This is a genomic window from Labrys okinawensis, from assembly GCF_047345005.1.
GTDB classification, from domain to species: domain Bacteria; phylum Pseudomonadota; class Alphaproteobacteria; order Rhizobiales; family Labraceae; genus Labrys; species Labrys okinawensis.
This window is the reverse complement of the sequence record NZ_CP178864.1, coordinates 6,784,924-6,804,274: the sequence shown is the minus strand read 5'-3', so window position 1 is coordinate 6,804,274 and position 19,351 is coordinate 6,784,924. Positions and strand designations below refer to the sequence as shown.

General features: G+C 63.8%; 20 protein-coding genes. 9 read left to right on the top strand and 11 right to left on the bottom strand.

The annotated features are described in order from the left end of the window. Positions 1-12: 12 nt before the first annotated feature. Complete coding sequence (locus tag ACMDCR_RS31580) at positions 13-324, top strand: hypothetical protein (protein ID WP_413990410.1); 312 nt, start codon at positions 13-15, stop codon at positions 322-324. Between the two features lie 261 nt (positions 325-585). Next, positions 586-1,374, top strand: a complete 789-nt coding sequence (gene hisN / locus ACMDCR_RS31575; RefSeq protein ID WP_413993776.1) for a histidinol-phosphatase — start codon at positions 586-588, stop codon at positions 1,372-1,374. A gap of 253 nt (positions 1,375-1,627) precedes the next feature. Here the strand turns inward: hisN and ACMDCR_RS31570 are convergent, their stop codons facing one another. The 3 genes from ACMDCR_RS31570 to ACMDCR_RS31560 all read right to left on the bottom strand — a co-directional run bounded on the left by ACMDCR_RS31570 (position 1,628) and on the right by ACMDCR_RS31560 (position 4,421). Further along, the gene (locus tag ACMDCR_RS31570) at positions 1,628-2,596 is read right to left on the bottom strand and encodes an alpha/beta fold hydrolase (protein WP_413990409.1); all 969 of its coding nucleotides are present in this window, start codon (positions 2,594-2,596) and stop codon (positions 1,628-1,630) included. Between the two features lie 253 nt (positions 2,597-2,849). After that, positions 2,850-3,278: a hypothetical protein gene (locus ACMDCR_RS31565; protein WP_413990408.1), complete on the bottom strand. Its 429-nt coding sequence runs from the start codon at positions 3,276-3,278 to the stop codon at positions 2,850-2,852. Positions 3,279-3,560: 282 nt separating this feature from the next. After that, complete coding sequence (locus ACMDCR_RS31560) at positions 3,561-4,421, bottom strand: helix-turn-helix domain-containing protein (RefSeq protein ID WP_413990407.1); 861 nt, start codon at positions 4,419-4,421, stop codon at positions 3,561-3,563. 247 nt (positions 4,422-4,668) lie between these two features. On the opposite strand from ACMDCR_RS31560, the gene ACMDCR_RS31555 reads away from it, so the two are divergent. Next, positions 4,669-5,511, top strand: a complete 843-nt coding sequence (locus ACMDCR_RS31555) for a fatty acid desaturase (protein WP_413990406.1) — start codon at positions 4,669-4,671, stop codon at positions 5,509-5,511. Between the two features lie 56 nt (positions 5,512-5,567). Here the strand turns inward: ACMDCR_RS31555 and ACMDCR_RS31550 are convergent, their stop codons facing one another. After that, on the bottom strand, positions 5,568-6,140 hold the full coding sequence (locus tag ACMDCR_RS31550) for an AprI/Inh family metalloprotease inhibitor (RefSeq protein WP_413990405.1): 573 nt from the start codon (positions 6,138-6,140) through the stop codon (positions 5,568-5,570). Positions 6,141-6,404: 264 nt separating this feature from the next. Here ACMDCR_RS31550 and ACMDCR_RS31545 point away from each other — a divergent pair, with 264 nt between their 5' ends. Next, the gene (locus ACMDCR_RS31545) at positions 6,405-6,626 is read left to right on the top strand and encodes a hypothetical protein (RefSeq protein WP_413990404.1); all 222 of its coding nucleotides are present in this window, start codon (positions 6,405-6,407) and stop codon (positions 6,624-6,626) included. A 139-nt stretch (positions 6,627-6,765) separates the two neighbouring features. Here the strand turns inward: ACMDCR_RS31545 and ACMDCR_RS31540 are convergent, their stop codons facing one another. The 4 genes from ACMDCR_RS31540 to sdhC all read right to left on the bottom strand — a co-directional run bounded on the left by ACMDCR_RS31540 (position 6,766) and on the right by sdhC (position 10,278). Further along, positions 6,766-7,545 carry a succinate dehydrogenase iron-sulfur subunit gene (locus tag ACMDCR_RS31540; protein WP_413990403.1) on the bottom strand — a complete coding sequence of 260 codons (780 nt, stop codon included), beginning with the start codon at positions 7,543-7,545 and terminating at the stop codon, positions 6,766-6,768. Between the two features lie 91 nt (positions 7,546-7,636). Next, positions 7,637-9,463: a succinate dehydrogenase flavoprotein subunit gene (sdhA, locus tag ACMDCR_RS31535; RefSeq protein ID WP_413990402.1), complete on the bottom strand. Its 1,827-nt coding sequence runs from the start codon at positions 9,461-9,463 to the stop codon at positions 7,637-7,639. A gap of 5 nt (positions 9,464-9,468) precedes the next feature. Next, a complete protein-coding gene (gene sdhD / locus ACMDCR_RS31530; protein ID WP_413990401.1) occupies positions 9,469-9,864 on the bottom strand; it encodes a succinate dehydrogenase, hydrophobic membrane anchor protein in 396 nt (131 codons plus the stop codon). Between the two features lie 3 nt (positions 9,865-9,867). Then, complete coding sequence (sdhC, locus tag ACMDCR_RS31525; protein ID WP_413990400.1) at positions 9,868-10,278, bottom strand: succinate dehydrogenase, cytochrome b556 subunit; 411 nt, start codon at positions 10,276-10,278, stop codon at positions 9,868-9,870. A gap of 235 nt (positions 10,279-10,513) precedes the next feature. Between sdhC and ACMDCR_RS31520 the strand changes: the two genes are divergently transcribed. Next, positions 10,514-10,885 carry a YkvA family protein gene (locus ACMDCR_RS31520; protein WP_413990399.1) on the top strand — a complete coding sequence of 124 codons (372 nt, stop codon included), beginning with the start codon at positions 10,514-10,516 and terminating at the stop codon, positions 10,883-10,885. Positions 10,886-10,915: 30 nt separating this feature from the next. Here the strand turns inward: ACMDCR_RS31520 and ACMDCR_RS31515 are convergent, their stop codons facing one another. Beyond that, positions 10,916-11,797: an AraC family transcriptional regulator gene (locus tag ACMDCR_RS31515; RefSeq protein WP_413990398.1), complete on the bottom strand. Its 882-nt coding sequence runs from the start codon at positions 11,795-11,797 to the stop codon at positions 10,916-10,918. A gap of 169 nt (positions 11,798-11,966) precedes the next feature. Here ACMDCR_RS31515 and ACMDCR_RS31510 point away from each other — a divergent pair, with 169 nt between their 5' ends. The 4 genes from ACMDCR_RS31510 to ACMDCR_RS31495 all read left to right on the top strand — a co-directional run bounded on the left by ACMDCR_RS31510 (position 11,967) and on the right by ACMDCR_RS31495 (position 16,675). Further along, positions 11,967-13,460, top strand: coding sequence for an alpha-glucosidase/alpha-galactosidase (locus tag ACMDCR_RS31510; RefSeq protein WP_413990397.1), 1,494 nt, complete (start codon positions 11,967-11,969; stop codon positions 13,458-13,460). Between the two features lie 64 nt (positions 13,461-13,524). Beyond that, positions 13,525-14,784, top strand: a complete 1,260-nt coding sequence (locus ACMDCR_RS31505) for an ABC transporter substrate-binding protein (RefSeq protein WP_413990396.1) — start codon at positions 13,525-13,527, stop codon at positions 14,782-14,784. Between the two features lie 103 nt (positions 14,785-14,887). Further along, positions 14,888-15,826 (top strand): carbohydrate ABC transporter permease, encoded by a 939-nt coding sequence (locus ACMDCR_RS31500; RefSeq protein ID WP_413990395.1) that lies wholly within the window; start codon positions 14,888-14,890, stop codon positions 15,824-15,826. A 3-nt stretch (positions 15,827-15,829) separates the two neighbouring features. After that, positions 15,830-16,675, top strand: a complete 846-nt coding sequence (locus ACMDCR_RS31495; protein WP_413990394.1) for a carbohydrate ABC transporter permease — start codon at positions 15,830-15,832, stop codon at positions 16,673-16,675. 1,066 nt (positions 16,676-17,741) lie between these two features. Here the strand turns inward: ACMDCR_RS31495 and modC are convergent. Both modC and ACMDCR_RS31485 read right to left on the bottom strand, forming a co-directional pair. Further along, positions 17,742-18,818 (bottom strand): molybdenum ABC transporter ATP-binding protein, encoded by a 1,077-nt coding sequence (gene modC, locus ACMDCR_RS31490; RefSeq protein WP_413990393.1) that lies wholly within the window; start codon positions 18,816-18,818, stop codon positions 17,742-17,744. Continuing rightward, positions 18,815-19,270 (bottom strand): thiol-disulfide oxidoreductase DCC family protein, encoded by a 456-nt coding sequence (locus ACMDCR_RS31485; protein ID WP_413990392.1) that lies wholly within the window; start codon positions 19,268-19,270, stop codon positions 18,815-18,817. Before ACMDCR_RS31485 ends, modC begins: the two co-directional genes overlap by 4 nt. Positions 19,271-19,351 lie beyond the last annotated feature (81 nt).

The following is a 19,351-nucleotide window of genomic DNA, read 5'->3' as shown; positions in this document are numbered from 1 at the left end:
GAGGAGTGGATCATGTTGAAGAAGGTTCTTGCATCGGCTCTGGTTCTCGCCACGGTTGCCGGTGCTGCGGTGGCTACTACCGGTACGGCTCAGGCCGAATATGGCCGCAACGGCGCTTTCGCCGGCGGTGCGGCTGCCGGCCTGGTCGGTGGCCTGTTGCTGGGCGGCGCTCTTTCCAATCGCGATCGTTATTATGACGACGGTTATTATGAGCCCGCGCCTGCTCCGGTCTATGTTCAGCCCCGCTGCTGGTTCGAGCGCCAGCGCGTGCCGAACCAGTATGATTACGGCTATCACATCGAGCGCGTGCGCGTTTGCCAGTGATAGTTCACGAGTAGTAACCTGAGCCGGCGTTTGCCGCCGGCATAGGACAAGAGCCCCGCCTTCGTGGCGGGGTTTTCTTTTCTTGAGCAAAATGCATTCTGGTGGAAACGGATTTCCAAATTAACGTGTTGGCATCAATGGCACGTTGCGATTCTTGATGACACACTCCGAAGGCAAAACGCTCTAAAACCGGTTTTCTCCCACTCGAAACTGCTCTACAGCATCGAGGCCGGTCACTGTCGAGGCAGCGTGGAGAGTATGATGGCGCCTGTCGATTTCGAAGCCTTCGTGGATGAGCTTGCGAGCGTTTCGGGCACCACTATCCTGCCCTTTTTCCGCTCCGCGCTGGTCGCCGAGGACAAATCGGGCGGCGTCAATTTCGACCCGGTCACCGAGGCCGACCGCGGCGCCGAGGCGGTGATTCGCCAGAAGATCCGCGCCATGTTCCCCAGCCACGGCGTCATGGGTGAGGAATATGGCTCGGAGCACCTCGACGCCGAGTTCGTCTGGGTGCTCGATCCGATCGATGGCACCAAATCCTTCATTTCCGGTATGGTCGGCTGGGGCACGCTGATCGGCCTCCTGCGCAACGGCCAGCCCTGCTACGGCATGATGCACCAGCCGTTCACGCGCGAGCGCTTCTCCGGCGACGGCGGTTCGGCGAAATATCGTGGCCCGGGCGGTGAGCGCGTGATGAAGACGCGTTCCTGCGCAAGCCTTGCCGAAGCGGTGCTCTACACCACGACGCCGCGCCTGATGGCCCCGCCGGAGCAGAAGCGCTTCGCCGTCATCGAGGAGAAGGTGAGGCTCTCGCGCTACGGCGGCGACTGCTATGCCTATTGCATGCTGTCGATGGGGCTGGTGGACCTTGTGATCGAGGCGAGCCTGCAGCCCTATGATATCTGCGCCCTGATCCCGATCGTGGAGGGCGCCGGCGGCGTCATCACCACCTGGGACGGCGGCCCCGCCCAGGCGGGCGGCCGCATCGTGGCGGCCGGCGATGCCCGTGTGCATGCAGCGGCGCTGTCCCTGCTGCAGGCGGAGTATTGAGGGGGCTGGCCCTCACTATCTCCTGAAGTCGTGCAGCCCCTCACCTCCATCCTCTCCCCGTAAGAACAGGGCGAGGGGGCGCAATCGGCGAGATTTATTCTACGCCGACTCATCTCGCCCAGCCGGTTGAGCGAGATGAGCCCTTTCAAGCCGAGCCCCGACTACAAAGTCCCCTCGCCCCGTCCTTACGGGGAGAGGATAGAGGTGAGGGGCAGCGCGACGTCCGCGGAGAGAACCTCGTGCGACACAGCCCTCACTTCGTTCCCGGAATGAACGCGTCGAACGCGGCCCAGAACACATCGCGGATGGTGTCGCGTTCCTGCATGATCTCGTGCCGAGCGCCGGGGATATTCACGGCCTTGGTGGCGAAGAGCTTGGCGGCGAAATGCTTGGCCGCCGGGGAGGAAACCACCCGGTCCTCGCCGGCAAGGAAGATGAGCGTGGGGATTCGCCAGTCCGCGCCGAAGCGCGGGTCCATGAGATGGTCCATCACCGCGAAGGCGGCCCTGACCCAGCCGATCGTTGGCGCGCCGATGGCAAGCTCCGGTGCCTCGCGAGGGACTATGGCAGCGCGGGCATAGCGCTGGGGATCGGAGGTGACCGGATTGCCCTCGAAGGGTTTCAACCCTACCGGCCGGGGCGAGAAGCCGGGCACAGTGTGCCTGGACAGGCCTAAGCCGCCGAGAAAGCGGGCAAGGAAGCGGGCGGCCGGCGGCTTGCTGCCGAGGTCGATCATCGGCGCGGTCACCACCAGGCGCTCGAACCAGCTGGTGCTGGGCGGCAGATTGGCGAACAGGATGGCGCCGCCCATGGAATGGGCGAGACCGTAGAAAGGGCTCGGGCATTCCGGCAGCGCGACCTGGCGCATGAACGCCTCGATGTCGGGGGCGTAATGGGCGAAATCGTCGATGTGGCCGAGGCGGCCGTCGAGCAGCAGACGGTCTGAACCACCCTGGCCCCGCCAGTCCATCGTCGCCACGGCGAAGCCGCGGGCACGCAGGTCGCGGATCACCTCGAAATATTTCTCGATGAATTCCGAGCGCCCCTGGAACAGGCAGATGGTGCCCTTGGGCCTGGGAGACAGGGCCGGCCAACGGGCAGTCCGTAATACCACCCCGTCACGGGTGGTGATCATCTCGACGACGGCGCCGTCCGGACAGGGATTTTCGGGGCAATCGAAGAGCTGCATGGAACCTAGGGAATGGAGGGATACCCGCTCCATAGCACTATTTCTCCGCCGCGGTCATCCCGGACGAACCGCTGAGAGAAGTGCCGCGATGCAGTCGGATCGAACCAGAGGTACGGAGACCGCAGACTGGAAACTCTCCTGTTGAGGCTTGCGGATCTTCGCCACGCTGCTTCGCATCGCGGCTCGTCCGGGATGACATGCCGAAAACAAGCCCGCCTGCGCTCGGGCGCAGGCGGGCTGCCGGACTACTCCGGATCACGCCGTGCTATCGAGGAAGACCTCGAGCCTACCAGCGTGGACCACCCCAGGGTCGCGGGGGGAGCCAGCCATTGTCGTCCCAGCGACGGGGAGCAGCAGGCCGGTCCCCGCCAAGTTGGCGCAGACCCGTAATCTCGGTTGTATGACCGTCGACGACGATCAGCACGCGCCCGCCCTGCGGGTCGCTCGCCTCGGCGATGTAGCTGTCGCCGCGCACGCGCTTGATATCGACATCGCGATAGCCGCGCCGGAACAGGCTGCCGATGATCGTCCGCGGCGGCAGCAACTGGTCACCGCCGATGTCGGCATTCGGCGGCGGCAGCGGCACGGCGCGGTTCCAGCCCATGCGTGGGGGCGGCGGGGCGTCGTCATCCATGTAGTTCTGTGCAAACGCGGTACTCACGCCGGTCAGGAGGCCAAGACCGGCTATAACCCCGATAAGGGCTCGGCGGGACATGATGCGACTCCAAACCAGATCGTGAAACCATCCTAACTGGGAATGTGTGAATACTCCCGCAAGCAGCCGTTCATGCAGCGTTCATCTTTCTTGAGACCCCAGGTATCTCGCCCATGTCGCCAACTTTGTGGGAGGAAGCGCACCAAACGCGGAGTGGCGGTCTCCGACCGCCATCTTTCTGTCTAGCAGAACGCCTCGTTTCCAAGAATGTCGATCTGGAGATCGACACTCCAATCGCGCCTCACCCCGCAGAGTTAGTGCGCCTGGGCGGTCCCGGGAAGGTCACGCCGCCTTCTGGCTCAGTGTCGCCGCCTGCTCACGCAGATAGCTGGCCACCATATGCGGCTGGATCACCGCCGTGCGCACGATGTCGTCGAAGCGCCGTGTCAGCGTACGGATATGCTCGCTGGCATTCAGCACCAGATAGGTCGGTCCGAGATAGACGGCCGCGCGCGAATTGCCGAACACGGTGAAGGGAGCCGAGTAGGTCTGCCTGAGATCGTAGAGCTGCAGGCGCAGGGTAGGATAAAGCTCCTCCGCCAGGGCGGCCATGGCGTTGAGCTGGATCTGGCGGGTCGCGCTGTCGAGGCCCTGCCACTGGGCCTCGCCTTCCGTAAAGGCCTCCAGCGCCTGGATCGAGACGCAGGCCTCCATCTCGCCACCGTCCCGGACCGACGCGACGACGTGGCGCCGCCGATCCGCCAGCGCCGGACTGGGATCGGGACCAAGCGCCGCCGCATATTCGAAATGCATGACGTCGTCGGTCTTCATGAAGTCGGGGAAGGTCATCGGCACGGTGCGCAGCTTGCGCCCGGCCGCCTCGGCATGCCAGCGCAGGAAGCGCTCGTCGAAGGGGGCGTGGGCCTGCGTTTCGATGGTGAGCACGGCTTCGACCAGTTCGGCGCCGACCTGCTCGCGCTGAGAGAGGCCCAGCAGCCAGTCGATTGAAATGCGGCAGCCCTTGGCGATCGCGGCAAGCGTCTCCGCACGGGGCAGGCGATCGTTCTCGGGGGAAAGGAGCTGGGAGAGCGTCGAGCGGTCGATGCCGACATGGCGGGAGAAGCCCGCCTGGTTCAGGCCGGTCTGCGCAATCACGCGCTCCAGTCGGTCGCGGAAGCCTTGAGCCGCGCTGGGATGTGCCATGGCCGCTCCATTTGGTTACAACAATCAACAAATGATGAAAGAGTACACATAAGAGAACAAAAAACGACAGATGTCAATGTCCTGCTACAACATCATCCTTGTGTAATTTGTGATTTGCCTGCATGATTCGCGATAATGTGGAGTAATTTGAATGCCTAAGGCTGCGATTCAAGCGCGAAGGGCGCGACGGGCGGTCGAATGGCCGACCGTAGCTCTTTCTGCTTTAATCTATGGTCTTTGGGGGTTATTGACCTATTTTCATGCTTCGATCCCGTTTTGGCTCTGGATTCTTCTCGGCAGCTGGACGGTGGCGTGGCAGGCCTCCCTGCAGCATGAGATCATTCACGGCCATCCCACCACGAATCGAACGCTGAACCGTTTCATCGGTTGCTGGCCGCTGCTGCTGTGGCTGCCTTACGAATCATATCGCATCAGCCATCTCATCCATCACCGCGACGAACGGCTGACGGACCCGCTCGACGATCCTGAATCGCATTACTGGACGCAGGAGCAGTGGGACAGGCTGAGCCCGATCCATGCCTTGCTCATCCGGGTCAATGCCACCTTCCTGGGCCGCGTGACCATTGGTCCCGCGCGTGCGATGTCGACTTTCCTGGCCCGCGAAGCCCGGGCCGTGTGGAGAGACGAGCCGATGCACCGCCATATCTGGGCGAGCCATGCTCTCCAGGCGCTGGCGGTGCTGGCCTGGCTGGTGCTGGTGTGCGGCATCAACCCGCTCGTCTATTTCCTGGCTGTCGTTTATCCGGCCACGGCGCTGATGCTGGTGCGCTCCTTCGCCGAGCACCGGGCGGAGAGCGAGGTGGAAGAGCGTACGGCCATCGTCGAGAATGCGCCGCTGTTCGGGCTGCTGTTCCTCTACAACAATTTGCATGTGGTGCATCACGACAACCCGACGATGCCCTGGTACGAGATCCCGGCCTGGTACCGGCAGAACCGCGAGCGCCTGATCCAGGAGAATGGCGGGCTGATCTACGATGGCTATTGGGACATCGCGCGGCGCTATTTCCTCACCGAGCACGACACCCAGATCCACCCGCATGGCCGGGCGCCGGCGGTGAGCAGGATGTGATTTTCCTGGGATCGCAGGCAGGGATGCCTGCGATCCCAGGAAAGCAGCGCTCCCAGTTATCTCGTCATGCGGATCTTGGCGCCCGACATCGTGGCCGCGCCTTCATAGGCGCCGTCGCCAGTGGGGAACAGGCGCACGGCAGTGCGCCCGCCTGGCTCGAGCAGGTCGATCTCCTGGCCCCGCTGCTGCCAGGCATTGACCTTGGCAAGCGACCCGGCCTGGCAGCCCGACGGCGTGGCGCGGTAGACGTCGAGCAGGGTCTGGCGGGTCAGCGAGATGCCGCAGCTGCCGCGGGCCGCGTCGGAGATCTTCCAAGAGCCGGCGATGCCGCCCGTGGAGGGCGCCGCTGGCGTGGTGGGCAAGGCGGCGACCTGGCTCTGCGAGGAGGGGCCGCCGGGCACGGCCACCGAGGAGCCCGGCGTCACGCCACCGCCGCCGGCTGGGGGCAGCGGCTCTGAGGAAACCTGCTCCGTGGGTGCGGCCATCAGCGGCTCGGGCGCGGCGATCGGGCGGTTGTCCGGCGGGGGTTTGCGGGCGCCGAAATCGAATGTGTCTCCAAGACGGGTCGATGACGCGCAGGAAGCCAGAGCCAGGGCACAAGGAAGAAGTACCAGCGCGTATAATTTCATCGGTCCATCCGGTTCCAAATCAGGTGACGCTCAAAGGTGCCAATACCAGATTGGCACACGGCGTGACAGTAAGAAGCGCCTCGATAGCAAAGAATACGATGCGAGGCATGTCTGCCGTTACGGAAGGTCATTTGTTCCCGATCGGCTCAAGTTGTGCTGAACCGACTCTGTGTCGATTTTTTGATAACCCAGGCGATCTTAAGGCTTGCTTAAATCAAATTCGAGAAGGTGTGGCCCGAACGTGACTCTCGCCGGAGAACATCGATGGCCGCCTCAGGTGCCCTTGCCGTGCTGGTCGCCCTGTCGACGGTGACCTCCGCCGCGACGCCAGCCGGCCGCCAGGTCGAGCCGGCCCTCCATCTGCCCAAGCTTTCCATCCACGCCCCAGCGACCGTCCCGGCCGCCGCCTCGCCGCAATTCGGGCGCGACGGCCTCGCAAAGCAGGCGCCGGTGGACGATGTCGATATCACAGGACCGGTGAATTGAGCTGGGAGCGCTAACCTCACCAGGCCAGGGACCTCAAACACGGAGTGGCAGTCTCCGACTGCCATCTTCCTCACCCACAAACGCGCCGTTTCCAAGAATGTCGATCTGGAGATCGACACTCCAATCGCGCCCCATCCATTCAAACCTGACGCGCTACCATCATCTTCTTGATCTCGGCGATGGCCTTGGCCGGGTTCAGGCCCTTGGGGCAGGTCTGGGCGCAGTTCATGATGGTGTGGCAGCGATAGAGCTTGAAGGGATCCTCCAACTCGTCCAGGCGGTCGCCGGTGCGCTCGTCGCGGCTGTCGATCAGCCAGCGATAGGACTGCAGCAAGGCGGCGGGGCCGAGATAGCGATCGCCGTTCCACCAATAGCTGGGACATGAGGTCGAGCAGCAGGCGCACAGGATGCACTCGTAGAGGCCGTCGAGCTTCTCACGGTCGCCATGCGACTGGCGCCATTCCTTTTCCGGCATCGGCGTGTCGGTCTGCAGCCAGGGCTCGATCGAGGCATGCTGGGCATAGAAGCGCGTGAGATCGGGCACGAGGTCCTTCACCACCGGCATATGCGGCAGCGGGTAGATCTTGATGGCGCCCTTGATGTCATCCATCGCCTTGGTGCAAGCCAGCGTGTTGGAGCCATCGATATTCATGGCGCAGGAGCCGCAAATGCCTTCGCGGCAGGAGCGGCGGAATGTCAGCGTCGGATCGACCTTGTTCTTGATCCAGATGATGGCGTCCAGCACCATTGGCCCGCAATCGTCGAGATCGACGAAATAGGTGTCCGTGCGCGGGTTCGAGCCGCCATCGGGATCGTAGCGGTAGATCTTGAACTCGCGCAGGTTCTTCTGGCTCTCCGGCTTCGGCCAGACCTTGCCGCTGACGACACGGGAGTTCTTGGGGAGGGTGAGCTGAACCATGATCAGGTCTCTTGCAGGTCTGCTACAACTGTCCGGCTGGGGCTATATGCCGAAGGGATGTTGAACGCCCGGTGGAACCGGGCCTTCGTTCTCAATACACGCGCGCCTTGGGCTCGATATACTGGACGTCGTTCGACATGGTATAGGTGTGCACCGGGCGGTAGTCGATCGTAACGGTCTTCGCCTCCGTGTCGGCCCAGGCGAGCGTGTGCTTCATCCAGTTCTGGTCGTCGCGGTTGGGGAAATCCTCGCGGGCGTGGGCGCCGCGGCTTTCCGTCCGGTTCTCCGCTCCGTCCATGGTGACCACGGCCTGCGCGATCAGGTTGTCGAACTCCAGGGTTTCGATCAGGTCGGAGTTCCAGATCAGCGAGCGGTCGGTGACGCGCACGTCGTCGGCGCTCTTCCAGACCTTGTGGATCTTGTCCTTGCCCTCGGCGAGCGAGACGCCGGTGCGGTAGACCGCGCAATCGTTCTGCATCACGCGCTGCATGGAGAGGCGCAGCTCCGCCGTCGGCGTCGAGCCCTTGGCATAGCGCAGGCTGTCGAGGCGGGAGAGAGCCTTTTCGGCCGAATCCGCCGGCAGGTCGCGATGCTTCTCGCCGGGCTTGAGCATCTCGGCGCAGCGCAGGCCCGCCGCGCGGCCGAACACCACCAGGTCTATCAGCGAGTTGGAGCCCAGGCGGTTGGCGCCATGCACGGAGACGCAGGCCGCCTCGCCGAGCGCCATCAGGCCGGGAACCACGGCATCCGGGTCGCTGCCCTTCTTGGTCAGCACCTCGCCGTGATAATTCGTGGGGATGCCGCCCATGTTGTAATGCACGGTCGGCAGCACCGGAATCGGCTCCTTGGTGAGGTCGACACCGGCGAAGATGCGGGCGGATTCGGAGATGCCGGGCAGGCGCTCATGCAGGATCTTCGGATCGAGATGGTCGAGATGCAGGAAGATGTGGTCGTTGAGCTTGCCAACGCCACGGCCCTCGCGGATCTCCATCGTCATGGCGCGTGAGACCATGTCGCGCGGGGCGAGATCCTTCACCGAGGGGGCATAGCGCTCCATGAAGCGCTCACCTTCCGAATTGGTGAGGTAGCCACCCTCGCCGCGCGCGCCCTCGGTGATCAGGCAGCCGGCGCCGTAGATGCCGGTGGGATGGAACTGTACGAATTCCATGTCCTGCAGCGGCAGGCCGGCGCGCAGCACCATGGCATTGCCGTCGCCCGTGCAGGTATGGGCGGAGGTGGCGGTGAAATAGGCGCGGCCATAGCCGCCGGTGGCGAGGATGGTGCGGTGGGCGCGAAAGCGGTGGATGGTGCCGTCATCCATCTTGAGCGCCACGATGCCGCGGCACTGGCCTTCCTCGTCCATGATCAGGTCGATGGCGAAATATTCGACGAAGAACTCGGCGTGGTGCTTGAGGGCAGCACCATAGAGCGTGTGCAGGATGGCGTGGCCGGTGCGGTCTGCCGCCGCGCAGGTGCGCTGGGCAATGCCCTTGCCGTAGTCGGTGGTCATGCCGCCGAAGGGGCGCTGATAGATGCGGCCATCCTCGGTGCGCGAGAAGGGCACGCCCCAATGTTCGAGCTCATAGACGGCGGCCGGTGCGTTGCGCACCAGATATTCGATGGCGTCCTGGTCGCCCAGCCAGTCCGAGCCCTTGACGGTGTCGTACATGTGGAAGCGCCAGTCGTCGCGTCCCATGTTGCCGAGCGAGGCGGCGACGCCGCCCTGGGCCGCAACGGTGTGAGAACGCGTCGGGAAGACCTTGGTGATGCAGGCGGTGCGCAGGCCCGCCTCGGAACAGCCGACCACCGCGCGCAGGCCCGCGCCGCCGGCGCCGACGACCACGACATCGTAGCTGTGATCGGTGATGGGATAGGCGTTGCCGCTCGAGGCAGGCTGGGAAACGGAGCCGTCGGCCATATCGATCAAATCCCGAAATTCAATTTCAGCAAGGCATAGAGGCAGGCCGCCCCGATGAAGATGGCAAAGAAGGTGTTGGCCATCACGGCCGCGATCTTCAGTTCCTCCTTCTCGACATAGTCCTCGATGATGACCTGCATGCCGGCCCGCATGTGGATGACGCCGGCGATGATGAAAAGATAAAGAAAGATGGCAATCAGGGGCGAACTGAGCGTGTTGATCACCGTGGTCTGGCTGGCGCGGGCGAGATAGATCACCGTGAACACGAAGATGACGGTGAGCGGCACCATGGCCACGCCCGTGAGGCGCTGCAGCCAGAAATGCTGGGTGCCCGATTTGGCGGCTCCCAGGCCGCGGACCCGGCCAAGCGGTGTCTTGAGGCTTTTGTTGCTCATGCCCATTCCTCAGTTCGAGCCGCCGAGCGCCCAGATGCCGATGATCCAGATGAGGATCGTTAGCACGATGGAGCCGATGAGATTGTAGCGGGCAAGACGGTCGCGGTCGCCCGGTCCGAGGCCATGGCCGAGATCCCAGATGAAATGACGGATGCCGCCGAGCATGTGGTGCATCAGCGCCCAGGTGTAGCCGAAGAGCACGAGCAGGCCGATGGGCGAGCCGATGAACCACTGCATCCAGGCGAAGGCCTGCGCGCCCGCCGCGGCCGACAGCAGCCACCAGGCCAGAAGCAGCGTGCCGACATAAAGCGCGCCGCCCGTGACGCGATGCAGGATCGACATCGTCATCGTGATGGGCCAGCGGTAAATCTGGAGATGAGGGGAAAGGGGTCTGTCGGCAGATAGCTTTGGATCGGCCATCGGGAAAGAAACTCCAGTTTCGACCCATTATAATCTTGTTGCGATGCGATATCCCGTTGCGAGGTCGGACGCAATGGATTCGCGCCGTAAATCGCGTTTGCCTGCCATGTTAGAAGCGCAAGGGCCGATGCGGAACCGGCGCGCCAGTCGTTGCCCAATTATTTTCGAGCAATGGAATGCGGCCCATTGAAACCTTCCCTAACGGGGCCACATCCTCTCGCGAAAGGTAGGTGCCATGGTCACGCAGTCCCGTATGTCCGATGACGCCGATGCAGGCTTCGAGCAGCGCGAGCGCGATCTGCGCGCGCAGTTCCTGCCCAAGCTGAAGCGGGTGCTGGCGCATGTGCCTTTCGCCCTCGATCTGCTCGCCGCCTATTACACGGTGCTCGACCGGGAAACCCCGATGCGGGTGCGTATGACGCTGGCTGCCGCGCTCGCCTATTTCGTACTGCCCTTCGACATCATCCCCGACTTCATGGTCGGTCTCGGCTACACGGATGACGCCGCCATCCTCTTCGCTGCCATCCGCATGGTGTCGGGTTCCATGCAGCAACGCCACTACGATGCGGCACAGCGCTGGCTGGACGAGGCCAAGAAGGGGCAGTGAGAAGCTCATCGGAAAGATAAAGGGCTGGCTTCAGGTTCCCGCCGACCTGGCGGCGTACATACCGGTGGTGCGGAATTCGGATGGGCTGATGGCGAAGGTGCGCCGGAATGCCTTGGCAAAATAGTTTGGATCGGCAAAGCCGCAGGTGCTGGCGATTGCCTTGATGCTGAGCTGGCCGTTGACGAGCAGCCGCGTGGCCAGCTGCATGCGCTCACGCATCACGAATTCAGAGGGAGCGACCCCTGCGACGGCTCGGAAGGTCCGGCTGAAATGGGCGCGGCTCATCCCCGCTATGTCGGCGAGCGCCGGGACTTCCAGGTCCTGGTCGAGATGGCGGCGGATGTGGGAGGTGACGCGGCCGATCGCCAGATGCCCGCCGGCATCCGGGCCGGACTCATGGCGGGCCATCAGATCATCGTGAAGCGCCATGGTCGCATGGTAGGCGAGGCCCGAGGCCTTGCCGGCGGCGAGTCCACCATCTGCGAGGCCGATGGAGATGGCCGCCAGGGTGTCAATCGTCTCTGGACGCAGCCGGAAGACCGGGCCTGCGGCGGCAAGGATCGCCCGGTGCAGGCGCAGCGCCTCCTGGCCACACATGGCAATCCAGAAGAATGACCAGCTTTCGCCCTGCTCCACCCAATAGCGGTGAGCATGGGGAATCGTCACCAGCATGGTCTCGCCCGGGCCGATGGTGTAGCGGCGCCTTTCGTAATGCAGGTTGCCTGTCCCGGCGATGGTGTGCTGCAGGATCGAGAAAGGGGTGTTGCCGCGCTTGCGTCCGTCCCAGTCGTAGGAAGGCGCGGTGGCGATTTCGTAACCGGTGCTGGTCGGCATCACGTGCAGCCGGTCACGCCGGCGTGGCAGCGAGATCGTGTGACGGAAGGGGCCATTGGTGGCGAGGGTGGCGAGCACAAAATTACCCTAAAGAGCACCATCGTCCTCTGTTCCGGACACCCGGTGCCGCGCATAGATGGATGCGCCGTCAGGATACGCCGCTGTTCCGGCAGATCAATCGGCGTGCACCCGGTGTGATTTCCCGCCCGTGGCAGGTGGGAGCGGCGTTGCAGGGAGGTTTCAGGCCATGAGTGCCATCAAGATCGCGATCATCGGAGCTGGCAGCGTCGGATTTACCCGAACTCTGGTACGCGACATTCTCTGCGTGCCTGAACTGCGGGAGGTCGAGTTCGCGCTGACTGATATCAACCGGCACAATCTGGATATGATCGGCGAGATCTTGCGCCGCATGGTCGAGACCAATGGGTTCGCGGCCCGCATTACCACCACCACGGATCGCCGCGAGGCACTGGCAGGGGCGCGCTACGTCATCAATTGCGTGCGTGTGGGGGGCCTTGAGGCCTTCGCCGACGATATCCGAATTCCCCTGCAATACGGCGTGGATCAATGCGTGGGCGACACGATCTGCGCTGGTGGCATCATGTATGGCCAGCGCTCCATCGCCGCCATCCTGGATTTCTGCAAGGACATCAGGGAGGTCGCCGAGCCCGGTGTGCGGCTTCTCAACTATGCCAACCCCATGGCGATGAACACCTGGGCGGCCATCGAATATGGCGGCGTCGACACCATTGGCCTCTGCCACGGCGTGCAGCATGGCTGGCGCCAGATCGCCGAGGTCCTGGGCGCACAGGATCCGAGGGAGGTCGAGTATATCTGCACCGGCATCAACCATCAGACCTGGTACATCGACATACGGCACAAGGGCCGGCGCATCGGCAAGCAGGAACTGCTGGAAGCCTATGAGCGCCATCCGGTCTATTCCAGGCAGGAGAAGGTTCGTATCGACGTCCTCAGGCGTTTCGGCGTCTATTCCACCGAAAGCAACGGGCACCTGTCCGAATACCTGCCCTGGTACCGCAAGCGGCCCGAGGAGATCGCGCGCTGGATCGACATGTCCGAGTGGATCCACGGCGAGACCGGCGGCTATCTGAGGGTCTGCACCGAGGGACGCAACTGGTTCGAGGAGGAATTTCCTCGTTTCCTGGCCGATGCCGACAAGCCGGTCGATCCGAGCCGCCGCACCACAGAGCACGCCAGCTACATCATCGAGGCGCTCGAAACTGGCCGCGTGTATCGCGGACACTTCAATGTGCGCAACCGCGGCCTGATCACCAACCTGCCAGGTGATGCCATCGTCGAGAGCACCGGCTTCGTCGACCGCTTCGGCCTCAACATGGTGGCGGGCCTCACTCTGCCGGATGCCTGTGCGGCGCCCTGCATCGCCTCCATCAATGTGCAGCGGATGGCGGTGAAGGCGGCGATGACGGGCGATGTCGACCTGCTCAAGCTCGCGATGCTGCATGATCCGCTGGTGGGCGCCGTCTGCACGCCCGAGGAAGTCTGGCAGATGGCCGATGAGATGCTGATCGCCCAGGCCAAATGGCTGCCGCAATACGCCCATGCGATCGACGGCGCCAAAGCGCGCCTCGCCAGGGCGAAGGTGCCAAAGCGCGACTGGCAAGGCGCGGCCCGCCTGCCCGTGCGTTCGATCGACGAGTTGCGCGCCGAACGCACCCGCAAGGAGGGCGGCGTCTCGCCCGACCAGCAGGTCGTCGCCTAGATCGTTGAACCCCATAAAACCGGGGCGGCCATGAACCGCCGGGAACACGCTGGAGGAAGAGATCATGAAAATCCTGAAGATCGGACTGCTGCTCTGCGGCCTGCTCTCGCCACTGGCGTTGAGCCCGGCGAGGGCGGAGCCCGTAACCCTCAATTTCTGGGTGGCCTGGGATCCCTCGCAGGCCGATGGCAAGGCCGCAATGGCTGAGATCGCCAAGTTCGAGCAGAGCCATCCCGACATCAAGATCCAGACGCAGACGATCGCCTTCCAGGCCCTGCACGACAAGCTCGTCACCGCCATCGCCAGCGGCGATGCACCGGATCTCAGCTGGGGCTTGATCGAGTGGCTTGGCGAGTTCGATCGCATGAAGGCTCTGGCCGACCTGACGCCTTATGCCGCCAAATGGGCCGATCGCGAGGCAATCTATCCCAACGCCCTCAAGGAGCTCACCGTCGACGGAAGATTGCTGGCCCTGCCCAATTATCTCGGCCTGCGCGGCCTGCTCTACCACGCCGACATGCTCAAGCAGGCGGGCATCGCCGCGCCGCCCAAGACCTGGGACGAACTGGTCGATGCCAGCCTGAAGATCAAGCAGGTCACCGGCAAGCCGGGCTTCGGCATTGCTGGCCGCGGCGTGCGCTCCCCGCAGGAACTGATTATGTATCTTGCGCAGAACGATGTTCAGATCGCCAAGCGGCAGGCAGACGGCAAGTTCAAGAATGACTGGGCCGACGATCCCGAGGCGATGAAGCGCGCCACGCAGGTATTCGCCCTGTACCGACAGTTCCTCGACAAGGGCGTGATCGCACCGCAGGCGACCGGCTGGGGCTGGGAGGAGGAAGACACCAATTTCTCGCTCGGCCAATATGCCATGGTGGTCAATGGGCCATGGATACGCAACCGCGCCGACCAGAATCCCGAACAGATGAAGGACGTACGCGTCGCCCCGCCGCCTGCCGGCCTGAAGGCCGCCACCTTCTTCGAGATCAACCCCTTCTATATCTACAAGAGCAAGCATCCCGACGAGACCTGGGAATTCGCGTCCTTCATGCTCAGCAAGGATTTCCAGGCCACTGTTTTTCCTGACCGCTCGCCCCGCATGGATATCCAGGGCGATTCGATCTGGGGCACGCCCTTCACCTCCCTCACGCCGATCGGCGTGTCCTTTCCCCAGGTGGCGCTTGGCTCGATCACCCGTGACATGGAGGAATCGATCGGGCGGGTGCTCCTGAAGAATGAGGATCCGGCCGCCGTGGCGGCATGGCTCGGCAAGCAGATCAACAAGAGCCTGCGCCAGACCGGACAGATGTCGGCTCAGAACTGACGGCTTGGACGCCTCCGCCGGTCCGCCCCGAAGCGCGGATCGGCCGGAACTCGGAAAATGCTGGCAGATTTGACGGGCGGCCCAGCTTGCGACGGAGTCGGATATGGCGAATGCGGAATTCATGGCTGTCCGGCGCAAGGCCGTGTCCAGACGGCAAGCGACGTCACGCCAGATCCAGCTTCGCAGGACGGCAGCGCTCTTCCTGCTGCCTGCGGCCATCTTCATCCTCGCGCTGATCGCCTATCCGCTCGGCAATGTGCTCTGGCAAAGCCTCAACTATGGCAACCTCGTGGATCCGGCAATCCAGGGCTATGCCGGCCTCGAGAACTACCGCACCGTGCTGGAGGACGAGGAGTTTCTGCCCGCGCTCTGGCACACGTTGAGCTGGACCACGCTATCGGTCGCGGGCGAATATCTGTTGGGCCTGACGGCCGCAGTGGTCCTCGCCCAACCCATCAGGGGCAGAGCGATCTTCCGCGGCATCATCGTGGTGCCCTGGGTCATCCCGATCGCCATCGCCGGCCTGAACTGGATGTGGCTGCTCAATCCCGACTATGGCGTGCTGAATGCCTGGATGGTGCGTCTCGGCCTGCTCGACCATCCTCGCGATTGGCTCGGCCAGATCGACACCGCCCTCCTGACGGTGACCTTCGTCAATATCTGGCGCAGCTTCCCCTTCTACACCATCAGCCTGCTGGCGGCGCTGCAGGCGGTGCCGGCCGACCTGCATGAGGCCGCGGCCATGGACGGCGCCGGTCCGATCCGTCGCTTCTGGGTGATCACCATGCCGCATCTCAAGGCGGTGTCCCTCACCCTGGTCGTCATCCACATCATCTGGACAGCCATCAACTTCGATTTCATCTGGGTGATGACAGAGGGCGGGCCCCTCAACGCCTCGCAGACCCTGCCGGTGATGATCTACAAATATGCCATGCAGGACTACGACATCGGCGCTGCCTGTGCCCTCGCCTCGATGTCGATGGGCTTCATGGCAAGCCTCTTCTTCGTCTATTTCTACGGCATCCGCCGAGCGAGGGCCTGAGCCATGGTGGTATCGCGCAGCCAACGCCTGGTCGCTTCGGGCCTGACCTATGGCGTTCTCGCCCTTTTATGCGTCTTCTGCCTGTTCCCCTTCATCTGGATGGTGGACACCGCGCTGAAGCCGGCCTCCGAGGTCATGAGCAGCGAGCCTTCCCTGCTGATCGCTTCCCCGACGCTGGAGAATTTCAGCCGGGTGCTGTTCGAGAGCGACTTCGTGACCTATTTCCGCAACAGCCTGATCGTGGCGGTCTCCTCGACGCTGTTGACGCTGATCGTATCGGTCTTCGCAAGTTACGCCCTCAGTCGCTGGGGGAGCTATCCGGTAAGCCAGGTCGTGGGCGGGGCCATGCTGGTGTCGCAGATGATACCCGGCGTCCTCCTGCTGGTGCCTCTGTACGGCCTCATGCAGCATCTCGGACTGCTGAGCACTTACCAGGCACTGATCATCGTCTATTGCACCTTCATGATCCCGCTGGTGACCTTCATGTTGAAGAGCTTCTTCGACGGTATTCCGGCCGACCTGGAGGAGGCGGCCGAGATCGACGGATGCTCGCGCCTGCGATTCATCTGGCGCATCCTTCTGCCCCTGACGGCACCTGGGATCCTCGCCACGAGCGTCTTTGCTTTCGTCGCGGCCTGGAATGAGTTCATGTTCGGCTATGTCCTGATCAACGACGATGCCCGCCGGACATTGACACCGGGAATCATGATCTTCAGGGGTTCGCACCAGACGGATTGGGGCTTGCTGATGGCGGCGTCGGTGCTGGCCGTGGTGCCGGTTGCATTCGGTTTCGTCTATCTGCAGCGTTTCCTGGTCGAGGGCCTGGCGGCCGGTGCCGTGAAGGGTTGAGAGCGGTCTCGCCATCGGAATAATTAAAATAAGGAATCGTTAATGAATAAACGCACTGTCATCCCCGGCCGAGCCGCTCTTGAGCGTAGCGAGAGAGGGCGAGGGGAAGGGGATCCAGGGGCTCGAAGGACACAACTTGTGGCCCCTTGATCCCCTTCCCCTCGCTACGCCCGGCCGGGGATGACAGCTTCTTCGATGCGCTTATTTTTTAACGACCACTAAGCGCTTCAATCGCGACGCTTGTGCTCGCCTCCGCCACCTTTTCACCGCAATGCGCACACGCTCTCGTTCCCACGCCGTTTCCGGCTGGGTTGATTGAGGAGACCGGGCGATGGCGGCTGCGGGGCAGCCGTGAAAGCAGGATCATGGAAGATGGCAGGCCGCCTTGTCGGTGCCAGACGCCATCGCCCCGTTCCGGCGGCCCGGCACGCTGACAAAGCATGCATGGCCACCTGTTTTTTTCCGCCTTCTGAAAGCGGAGGCGAGCCCAGAGCGGACGGCACGGACCATCCGAACCCGGCCCAGCCGGCCCGGCAAAGGGGCTGAGCGACGTCCGTCCTGGCCGGACGGTGGCATCAGCCGTCTTCACCGCATCGGCGGGAGGAGGGACGAAGGCGTTGCCGGGCTCAAGCCCTTCACGCTCCGTCCAGGGATCCAGGGCACTTCCATGGGGTGCCGATCCCGTCTGTCCCGCTCGTCACCCCTGGAGGCCGGCTTCGAAGGAAGCAGGACCGCCGCTTGCGCCCGCCACTTGGACAGGCCGCTGGGGTGGATGGAAGCGTTCGGGGCCGGGTTGCGCACACGCCGGCCGCTGACGCCTCATTCCGTTACGGAATAAAGCATGGGAACGAATGAAAGTCAATATCCGTTCGTTCTATGTTCAACGAAATCCAACGCCTGTGTCATCCGCGGGGTAGGATGCCACGCAGAGCACCATCGATTGACACGAGCACTGGCGAGCGGTTTGACCGGGTCAGCAAGGGATCGCTTGAAACAAGCGCCTCAAGCGTCGTGCCTCTCCCGCACTGTCAACACTGGCCCTCCGATTCGCTTATTTTAACCGCCCTTACCGCGCGTCGATCGAGGCCGCCTTGATCATCGCCAGCACGCTGTCACCCGGGCACAGGCCAAGTTCGTCCACGGCGTTGCGGGTGATGAAGGCGGAGAGGATGTCGCCGCCGTCGAGGGCGAGGTCGACGCGGGCGATCGGGCCGTCGTCGACTTCGACAGCCTTCACGCTGGCGGGCAGCATGGTGCGGATGGAGACGCCGCCGGGGCGCTTGGTGGCGAGCGAGACGTCGGAGCCGCGCACCACCACCCGCACGCTGGCGCCGGGCGAGCCGGCGCGGCCGGGGATGCTGATGGGACCGGCCGGATGGTCGAGCGTCGAGAGGCCGTAATGCTCGTCATAGGCCCGCACTTTGGCCTGCAGCAGCGAGACCGTGTCGAAGCGCTGGTCCGAGAGCGGGCCCGGCGCAGGCGCCAGCACGTCCTGCGGCGGGCCGATGCGGGTGACCTTGCCGTCCTCCAGCACCACGACGCGGGCGGCGAGGCGCGCCACCTCCTCCACGGCGTGGGAGACATAGAGGATCGGTATCTTCATCTCGTCGCGCACCCGCTCGATCAGCGGCAGGATCTCGAGCTTGCGCGCCGTGTCGAGGGAGGCGAGCGGTTCGTCCATCAGCAATAGGCGTGGCGAGGCCAGCAGGGCCCGGCCGATGGCAACGCGCTGCTTTTCTCCGCCCGAAAGCGCGCCGGGGCGGCGGTTCAGCAGCGAACCGATGCCGAGCACTCCGACCACCATGTCGAAATCGAGCTTGTCTCGCGCCGAGCGGTTGAAGAGGCGGCCGAAGGTAAGGTTCTGGCGGGCGGTGAGATGGGGGAAGAGCTGGGCATCCTGGAACACCAGGCCGACACGGCGCCGGTGCGGCCTGAGGAAGATGCCGCCGGCGGCATCGAACAGGGTATCGCCGTTGAGCCTGATATGGCCGCGGTCGGGGCGCAGCAGGCCGGCCACGGCATTCAGCACCGTGGTCTTGCCCGAACCGGAGCGGCCGAACAGGGCGGTGATGCCGCTATCGGCGGTAAAGGCGGCCTCCAGCGAAAAGCCGGCGTGGCGGACGGTGATGTCGGCGTCGATCATGCGGCCTTCGGCAAATCGGGCAGGGCGTCGATGAAGCGGCTCCTCACCTCAGGCGTTGGCATGAGGCAGGTGTCGCGCTTGCCGAACAGGCGGTAGCGGTTGCGGGCGATGCGGTCGTAGAGGAAATCGCGCAAGGGGCGGGGCACGAGGCGGAAGGCGGCCGCCCAGCCCCAGCCGGGCAGGGCGCGGCCGATGGCGATGGCGCAGTCGCTCTTGAACAGGGCCTGGCCGTTGCGGGTTACGGCAACCGTCTGCGGATATGCGGGATCGATGCCGAAGCGCTTGGCAAGCACCTGGCCGGCCTCGGTCTGGACGGCCACGAAGCGGAAATGGCTCGCCTTGTCGCGCGGCAGCACGAAATGCACCATGCCCGAGCACAGCACGCAAACCCCGTCGAACAGGATCAGCCCGTCGGGCAGGTCACCGGCCGGTTGCGGGCGCCAGGCGGTCAAAGCGATTCTCCCTGGGAGCGCGGACGTCCTCGTCCGCTCTTGAGACCGTAGCGGATGCAAGTTGGGAAGAGCGGATCGTCC

Coding starts and splice junctions, on each gene's coding strand:
- ACMDCR_RS31580 (WP_413990410.1), top strand. CDS start 13: ATGTTGAAGAAGGTTCTTGCATCGGCTCTGGTTCTCGCCACGGTTGCC.
- hisN (WP_413993776.1), top strand. CDS start 586: ATGGCGCCTGTCGATTTCGAAGCCTTCGTGGATGAGCTTGCGAGCGTT.
- ACMDCR_RS31570 (WP_413990409.1), bottom strand. CDS start 2,596: ATGGAGCGGGTATCCCTCCATTCCCTAGGTTCCATGCAGCTCTTCGAT.
- ACMDCR_RS31565 (WP_413990408.1), bottom strand. CDS start 3,278: ATGTCCCGCCGAGCCCTTATCGGGGTTATAGCCGGTCTTGGCCTCCTG.
- ACMDCR_RS31560 (WP_413990407.1), bottom strand. CDS start 4,421: ATGGCACATCCCAGCGCGGCTCAAGGCTTCCGCGACCGACTGGAGCGC.
- ACMDCR_RS31550 (WP_413990405.1), bottom strand. CDS start 6,140: ATGAAATTATACGCGCTGGTACTTCTTCCTTGTGCCCTGGCTCTGGCT.
- ACMDCR_RS31545 (WP_413990404.1), top strand. CDS start 6,405: ATGGCCGCCTCAGGTGCCCTTGCCGTGCTGGTCGCCCTGTCGACGGTG.
- ACMDCR_RS31540 (WP_413990403.1), bottom strand. CDS start 7,545: ATGGTTCAGCTCACCCTCCCCAAGAACTCCCGTGTCGTCAGCGGCAAG.
- sdhA (WP_413990402.1), bottom strand. CDS start 9,463: ATGGCCGACGGCTCCGTTTCCCAGCCTGCCTCGAGCGGCAACGCCTAT.
- sdhD (WP_413990401.1), bottom strand. CDS start 9,864: ATGGGCATGAGCAACAAAAGCCTCAAGACACCGCTTGGCCGGGTCCGC.
- sdhC (WP_413990400.1), bottom strand. CDS start 10,278: ATGGCCGATCCAAAGCTATCTGCCGACAGACCCCTTTCCCCTCATCTC.
- ACMDCR_RS31520 (WP_413990399.1), top strand. CDS start 10,514: ATGGTCACGCAGTCCCGTATGTCCGATGACGCCGATGCAGGCTTCGAG.
- ACMDCR_RS31510 (WP_413990397.1), top strand. CDS start 11,967: ATGAGTGCCATCAAGATCGCGATCATCGGAGCTGGCAGCGTCGGATTT.
- ACMDCR_RS31505 (WP_413990396.1), top strand. CDS start 13,525: ATGAAAATCCTGAAGATCGGACTGCTGCTCTGCGGCCTGCTCTCGCCA.
- ACMDCR_RS31500 (WP_413990395.1), top strand. CDS start 14,888: ATGGCGAATGCGGAATTCATGGCTGTCCGGCGCAAGGCCGTGTCCAGA.
- ACMDCR_RS31495 (WP_413990394.1), top strand. CDS start 15,830: ATGGTGGTATCGCGCAGCCAACGCCTGGTCGCTTCGGGCCTGACCTAT.
- modC (WP_413990393.1), bottom strand. CDS start 18,818: ATGATCGACGCCGACATCACCGTCCGCCACGCCGGCTTTTCGCTGGAG.